At 44.5% G+C, this 7,547-nt stretch carries 9 protein-coding genes; all 9 read right to left on the bottom strand.

All coding sequences use genetic code 11. The annotated features are described in order from the left end of the window. The coding region (locus H6A13_RS12275; protein WP_243424795.1) for an MATE family efflux transporter at positions 1–258 on the bottom strand (258 nt) is incomplete at its 3' end. Positions 259–403: 145 nt separating this feature from the next. Then, positions 404–634, bottom strand: a complete 231-nt coding sequence (locus tag H6A13_RS12270) for an HPr family phosphocarrier protein (RefSeq protein ID WP_204909833.1) — start codon at positions 632–634, stop codon at positions 404–406. Between the two features lie 107 nt (positions 635–741). Next, positions 742–996, bottom strand: coding sequence for a sporulation transcriptional regulator SpoIIID (gene spoIIID / locus H6A13_RS12265; protein WP_204909832.1), 255 nt, complete (start codon positions 994–996; stop codon positions 742–744). Between the two features lie 79 nt (positions 997–1,075). Beyond that, positions 1,076–2,755 (bottom strand): SWIM zinc finger family protein, encoded by a 1,680-nt coding sequence (locus tag H6A13_RS12260; protein WP_204909831.1) that lies wholly within the window; start codon positions 2,753–2,755, stop codon positions 1,076–1,078. Positions 2,756–3,777: 1,022 nt separating this feature from the next. Next, positions 3,778–4,455: a hypothetical protein gene (locus tag H6A13_RS12255; RefSeq protein WP_204909830.1), complete on the bottom strand. Its 678-nt coding sequence runs from the start codon at positions 4,453–4,455 to the stop codon at positions 3,778–3,780. Continuing rightward, on the bottom strand, positions 4,439–5,335 hold the full coding sequence (locus tag H6A13_RS12250) for an ATP-grasp domain-containing protein (protein WP_204909829.1): 897 nt from the start codon (positions 5,333–5,335) through the stop codon (positions 4,439–4,441). The genes H6A13_RS12255 and H6A13_RS12250 overlap by 17 nt, the downstream gene beginning before the upstream one ends. A 114-nt stretch (positions 5,336–5,449) precedes the next feature. Beyond that, positions 5,450–6,187, bottom strand: coding sequence for a hypothetical protein (locus tag H6A13_RS12245; RefSeq protein WP_204909828.1), 738 nt, complete (start codon positions 6,185–6,187; stop codon positions 5,450–5,452). Positions 6,188–6,565: 378 nt separating this feature from the next. Continuing rightward, positions 6,566–6,697: a hypothetical protein gene (locus H6A13_RS13370; RefSeq protein WP_243424796.1), complete on the bottom strand. Its 132-nt coding sequence runs from the start codon at positions 6,695–6,697 to the stop codon at positions 6,566–6,568. A gap of 89 nt (positions 6,698–6,786) precedes the next feature. Next, positions 6,787–7,547: IS66 family transposase (gene tnpC, locus H6A13_RS12235; protein WP_204909827.1), on the bottom strand; the 761-nt coding region annotated here is incomplete at its 5' end.

Genomic DNA, 7,547 nt, shown 5'->3' with positions numbered 1-7,547 from the left:
GCCCAGATACTGGCCCGCAACCACCGCGCCGCCGGTAGCCAGCGCAGAAAACACATTGATCAACAGCACCATAATATTGTCCACCAGAGAAACACCGGACACCGCAGCCTCACCCACACTGGCCACCATGATACTGTCCGCCATGCCCACCAGCACCGCCAGCGTCTGCTCGATGATCAGCGGAATGATCAGCGCCACCAGCGCCCGGTTGTCAAAAAGATATCCGCTCCTGTCCTTCTTCTGTACCCTCTCCTGCAATTTCCTCCACTTCCTTTCCAATGGAACCCATTATCCTCTTTTCCCGGGCGTTTGTCAATGCAGGCAGGCGATACAAAAGCCGCAAAAAAATAGAGGCAAAGCCTGAAAGCTTCACCTCCGCGTGGTCCATATTGCTGCTACACATTTACGCTGCTACAAATTCTCTGATATCGTCCCAAAGATCTTCGCAATCGTCCTCGTAGACATTTAATTCAATTTTACTCCGGAATCCCAGATTCATAAGGCCGAGCAAAGATTTGGCGTCAACGATATATCTTCCACGCTTCATATCCATGTTGTACGGATACTTTTCGACCTTTCTGACAAACGCAACCACGTCGTCCGGGCCCTGAAAGATAATTGTCTTCTTGTTCATATCTATCTCTCCTTTTCAGGAACTATCTTACCACAATTTACAGGATATGCAAGAAATATATTTTGAAGATATTGTGAACAGATCCGGAAAAGGAGCATGAAAATGCTCTAGGCGTGCCGGTGCAGATACTTCTCCCGCGTGGCCAGTCCGCCCCGGATGTGGCGCTCGGATTTATTCACATCCAGCACCTTGCGGGCCTCCGCCGCCAGGGACGGATTGATCTGCAGAAGACGGTCGGTGACGTCCTTATGTATCGTGCTCTTACTCACCCCAAACTTCTTCGCCGTCTGCCGCACCGTAGCCTTGTGCTCGATGATATAATATGCGATCTCAACCGCCCGCTCCTCAATATAATCCTTCAAGAAAAATCCCCCTGCATAGTTCGTTTTTACAATCTATGCAGAGGGAAGGGGAGTTATTCGAGGGTTAGATTCACAATCCCTAAAATCCCGCGTTCTCCATTTCATCCATCATAGCTCTCCTGCGATAATACTTCGCCCGCCAGTTCTCCGCGATCCCGGCCGCCTTTTCTTTCCCGCCGGGATACCCGCTGATTTTCTTAAGGTATTTCATCAGTTCCCTGTATCGTTTTCTGTCACTGACCCTTTCTGCTTCTCTGTGCAGATAAGAAATATAAAGATCTCGCACCTGCTCTGGGAATCTCTCTTTCAACACTTTTTCATACCTGTCCAGATTAAGGACAAAGCCCTCTCTCTTTAGGCACTCCAGCATGCGTTCATACATTCCTTCCGCCTCCATAAGCGGATAGCGGATTGCAAAGTTCCTTGGCTCCCGCAGGATCTGCTCCCTGTACTGCTCCCACTCTTTATCTGTACAGACCTTTTTCAATTTCCGAATATATGTCAACTCATGCTGTGGACACTTTAGAACATAGTATAAGAGTTCCTCTTTGTAAGCTTTCGTGTCTGCCTGCTCTTCATAAATGGAGATCAGTTGCTCGCTATAACTGGCAACCAGCCCTGAATACTCACTGTCCAGTTCCTTGCTTTCCCTCAGGATCCGGATCGCCTCATCCAGGTTCCCACGGTCAAGATTTTCCTGAATCTCCAGTTTTCTTATTGCTGAAAATCGCCAGTGCTTCCTGCGGTATTCGTGTATTTCTTCCTTTGAATAACCCAGTTGCTCCATAAGTTCCAGCCGTCGTATGAGATTATCCTCATAGCCATAATGCTCGCTCCAGGTACTTCCTCCATCCGTGGAGGGACCCTGTTTTTCAATTATTTCATCCAAATATTTCAGTTTCTTCTCCAGCATTTCACGGTCCCGAAACTCGCGCATCAAAAAATCTTCTATGTATTCCTCCAGATAATCCATGACATAATCGCAGGACAAATGGCTGGTAAACCAGGCAAACATTTCGCTTCTGACATCTTCGGAACAATTCTTCAGTATCTCTTCCCACCTCTCATAACATGCATTCGCAACCTGACAAATGCCACCGTCAGAATCATCTGTGTCTATATTCCCGATGGTCTGGAACACATAATTGGTCAGTTCAAATGCCTGCCGCCAGCAACTCCGTTCAATCAGGACATCCACTTTATCTCCTAGATAACATTCCATCGCATAAGTGAAATCCCAGGCATTCCGGTAATCTATAAATCCATTCCCGTCGCTGTATTCCCGCACAAGCCGGTCTACTCCCTGTTTTAACCGGTTCATCTGCTTTTCATCGATTTCCACCACATATCTGGTCAGAAGCATACTCCGGATCCCGCCATCCTGCCCGGCAAGCTTCTTTACAAAGGCACGCAGTTCCCTCTCCGAAAGCTTTTCAATCAGCTCCTCCAGTTCCTTTTCCTGCTGCTCCAGGCAGGCATCCTCTGACAGGAACCCCGACTCATCCTGTTCCTCAATCTCATACAGGACAGCCGCCATATGCTTACAGTGACTGCCGTCTTCCGCATAGGGACAGGAACAGTACATTTCACAGACTTCTCCCTCTTCGATCTCAATCTCTACTTCATAATCCTCTGTCCCTTCTACAATGGCCTGATATCCGTGTTCTGTTTTATGAAGTTCCAGAACTGCGCCGTCATAATAATACATTTCCCCGCGGGCGAGGATATGATCCTGAAATAAATCTCTCCAGTTATTCATAACAATTCCCCTTTACAATTATCCCTCCTGGAAGATATTTTGGTCAACGTATACCAAAATATCTTTTAAAAGGCAAAATGCTTCATCGTATCTTTTCCGCTACATAAATCCAACAATGATACTATGTCATCTTGACTTCCAATACTGACCGCGTTATAATAACATCCACAAAAGTTCAACCGTCTTTCACACCTGCAAGGTGTTTCCTGGCCGACGAGGCCGTCTAAGAAAGAATAATTTGACCGACGAGGTCACTCTGGTCAGCCAGAGCAGGGTACGGTTAGCGCCGTACTCTTTTTATTTCCAAATTCCCAAGGAGAAAATCTTATTGAAAGAATATCTTAAAGCACAGAACAAAATAAATGAGTCCGTCATTGAAAATGTGTTCAGTTCAGATGAACTTCACCGCTTTTCTATATCCGATTCCCGCTGGCCGAAAACAGAAAGAAAAAATTGCGTCAAAAACCTGTCAAAAAAGGGGAAATATACCAATTTGAATTCGGGAAAAATTATATCCCTGAAATGTCATATGAACACCGGGGACTCGTAACTGGCATCAAACAGAAACTGCTCTATGTACTTCCAATACTTTCTTATGATCCTCTCAAGCACCTCGATACCTATCACCCTGTAGACTATCCAGAATCTCATAGCGATCTGTTTCTTTTAAAAAGCAGCGAATTTTCCTTTATCTCCCACGACTCGCTTTTAAAACCGAATGATATACGAACAGTCAGTATTAATCGCCTCCTCTATCAGCAGAGCGGACGCATCTCTCCGGATTCAGATACATACAAAGCCTTTTTGAAACAGTGTGTTCATCAAGAGACCAATGCATTTTTCGACTTAATCTGAATATCCAGTAATAGGTCTCATGCTCAAGAACAAGCCAACATGGAAAATCATTTTCTTTATCGGCTTCCAACCCACATCTGTGTATTTCATACTGTATGTATCTCTCATACGCAGAAGATTTATGCATTATTGCCTCCAAATTCCCCAAAAACACTTTTCTATGCTTGCTACCAATCAACATATATTTCATTGATCAGCGAATAGCCTTCAGGCCGTTGGTCTGAAACACCTATAATATCCCCAAGCCATTCTCCCGGTTCCGCAACTCTCCCATATCCCATCAAAAACGGCAGCGGATCTGTAAAATTATTCTTTGTATGATCCCGAAAAAGAATGTCTGTCTCAGCAAGAGAGTAATAAATCTTCTTTGAGTAGTTAATCGTAAACATACGCCTTTTCGCTGTTTTCAGGAATAAACCCTCATAAGGATTATCCAGATCAATCCCGTATTCGTTGTAATGGTCAAGTCTACCGGTTTCCCTATATTCCTCAAGATAATACCTTATCTCTTCACGGACATTTTTTTCTGCTTCCTTGAATAAGCATGACACGTTTCGGTATGATTCACAGATCATGTCAAAAGTATCTCCCGGATATCCAAATTCTGCCGACTGCTCATAAAGAGTTTTAATTACACCGTTTGAAGACTGTTCTGGAACAGGACACTCATCACCAAACAAAAGGACACGATCACCCTTCCACTCATTTATCAACAGACTATGAAGCGCATGAAGCGGAATACTATCCTTGTGCATAGATTCATAAAATTTATTCCCGTAATCAAAATCAGCCGGACAGATATATTCCTTTTTATCGACATTGACCCAGTTATAGTATTCGCCCATGGTTTTCCTCATCCAAGCAACATTCTTCTTTGAAGCATTGATACAATGCTCTGAAATACTGCTCATAATCCTGATTGTCTGACAGGCCGGATACCTCTCCATCGCCTGCCTCGACTATTCTCCAGGTTCCATCCTCCAGTTCCGCATAGTCAACCGTATAATATGGGCTTGCCAGATTCCTGTATTTTTCGATCAGTTCCTTAGGTGGTTCCGGGGTATGGTTTCCCTGACCTGAATTTCTGCATATTGTGGCGATTTCATGATTGATATAGAATACACGATATTCATTTGTCTTCTCATCATATCGCTTCAGATCAAGGAACTCTTTAATGCAAATGCCGCCTGTCAGAAGTTCTCCCCGATATTTATAAAACACACCCATCCAACGATCAAAATTCTCCTGCGTAATGCTCTTATCAAAGAATCTCGGAAACTCCGTCCCCTTTACCGACTTCACATAGTCCTTAACCATAAATCTGTCGAAGGATTTCTTCAATCGTTCCACATCTATCTGCTCATGCAATGGATATAACTCCATCTTAGCGGTATCTCCCTTAACATGCTCATAGACATTCGGGAAGATATGCATCAGCCTGTAATGCTCCGGTTTCGTGACCAATCGGATGTTCTTTTCAAGAAGAAGATTATAAAACCGCTCATACTGTTCTGGCTTCATCATCCACCCACGATAGACAGCTAAATGCTCTTCATCAGGTGCATCCCTGACAACAAGCTTATCTTCATTAAACCACTTGTCATATCCAAACAGAGCCACCTCAAACAATCCGGCAGCCAACACAGCATCGTATTCATTTTGTAAATCCTCATCCACCTTTGTAATACTGAAAAAGCTGGATGGGAACAGGATTAAATCAACCATATCTGTTCCTCAACATTCCTCAAACGGATCTTTTGTGCCGTTCAATTGCCATCATCCGTAACGCCATCATTATATTTCTCTTCTTCTCTGTGCACGGCAAATCATAGTATCCAACTAATCAAACCAGATCTGTGGATTTAAATCCGCAGGACTTTTCCACTCTATATTAAACCGATCTTTCAGTATGTTTTTCTTCGTCAACCAATATTTATGGCAAAAACCTCTATACCCGCCCTCTCCAATCTCACTTCGAATTAATCTTTCAAGTTCTAATTCGATTTGGAGGTATTCATCTGTATATTCTATTGGATCTTCATTAATGTAACTAATCCTGCTTTTCGGTCGATTCCAAAAAGAATAACCGTATCGGAGCTTATACTCGATATCCTTAAGTTCTTTCCAAAATCTTAATTCTTTTTCATCCGACTCACCCGACTCGTTAGTATCGCACAAACACACTTCTGGTAATTGTACATTTATAATTTGTGCCCACTGACTATTACCATTCAACTTTATTTCAGAAAAAGCAAGAAAACACTTCACGATAGCACACAATTCTTTCCTGGCAATATCTGCGTCTTTATATTCATCGATCAGCGCCAGCAAAAACGACCTTGCCACGTCTGCCTCTACTTTTTTGTCACTCTTTGAAATCACACTTTTTATTCCTCCCGGATCAATACGGATCTCCTCCGGAATCCTGGCAAACGTGCTTTGTATCATAGCTACTTTTGTTGCATTTTTTGCTGGAACAAGAACTACTTCTCCTGCCACCATCTTTTTTGTACATTTATATAAATACTTCCTTGTATGTTTATCTGCGCTTTCTCCAAATATAACATAACAATACATATTATCATCCTTTCAGCAAGTCCATAGTCAGACCTTCACTGAATTTTTCTAGCAACGACAATTGTCCAGATACTCCCTTATCCGCCGGCATCCAGTCAACGCTGTCCAGTGTCTCTTCTATCGGAAATGATTCTGGATCACATCCAGCATGATACATACAAGATCAAAATCAACCTCGTCCCAATGTATCTAACGAACATAAATCCATGCGGGAATTATATGGATTAAATCCAGTCTTAAGCGAACAAACTCACAGACAGCAATCAATTAAAGGCGGTATCCCTGCTCTAGAAAAACAGTTCCCTGCCACCAGATTGGCGTACACGGTAAATCATGAGTACCAGCGTATTTTTTGACCGCCGTTTCCCGGCGGCCGGTTTACACATTCGTTGTTTTGGTTTTGCTTCGGCAGATTTCCGGTAGCTGCTCAGACCATGGAAGCAGATCTTCCATAAAACGGTAATCCGTATCTTCCTGATGATCCTTCATCACAGTCAGGACGTGTTCCAGATATCGGAAGGGATTCAGGTGATTCGCCTTTGCTGTTTCCGTAATGCTGTAGACGATCGCACTGGATTTCGCACCATCGATACTATCGATCAGTTTCCATGCATGTTTGTGCAGGCAGAAGCTGCGCAGCGCCCCCTCTGTTGCATTGTTATCAAGCGGGACTTCAGCTGGTTATCCAGATGATAGATCGCACCAATCCGCTTGATCGCTTCATAAGCGACCGTATCCCTGGCTGCTTCATGCTCCTTTTTCGGCAGTGCTTTCAGGGCATCGGCGAAATACCTTCTCGCATGGGTCCAGCACCCTGCGAAGACGATGGCTTCGGTTTCCCGGTCCAGCTTCCGGTAGGCAGAGTATCCATCGCAGACGACAACTCCTGTGAATCCTTTCAGGAATTCCCGCGGATGGTCTGCTTTCCGGGTCTTCTGGTATTCATACAGGATAATGGGTGTATCCTTATATCCCTTTCCCGTCCGGTAGACCCACATGTAACTCTTGCTATTCGCCGGACGCCCATCTTTCGATACCTTGACCGGAGTCTCATCGGCCTGCAGCACATGGAAGAGGTACATCCTGTTATGAAGGTAATCATAAAGGGGCCCCAGATACCGGTCGGCACACTGGATCACCCAGTTTGCCGTCACTTGCCGGGAGATATGGATGTCATTCCGCAGGAATTCCTGGCTGATCCGGTATAAGGGAAGTCCGTTGACATACTTGGCATTCAAGATGCTTGCAGCCAGGGAGGGGGTCAGGATGCTGTTTCGGAGCAATTCCTTCGGCCGGTCTGCCTTCACGATCGTCTGGTTGTCCTTTCCGGCATACACGGCCACATGGTGCTCTTCAACTG

This window comes from Mordavella massiliensis, assembly GCF_016902415.1.
GTDB classification, from domain to species: domain Bacteria; phylum Bacillota; class Clostridia; order Lachnospirales; family Lachnospiraceae; genus Merdimonas; species Merdimonas faecigallinarum.
The sequence above is the reverse complement of the archived record's forward strand: the minus strand, read 5'-3'. Positions and strand labels throughout refer to the sequence as shown.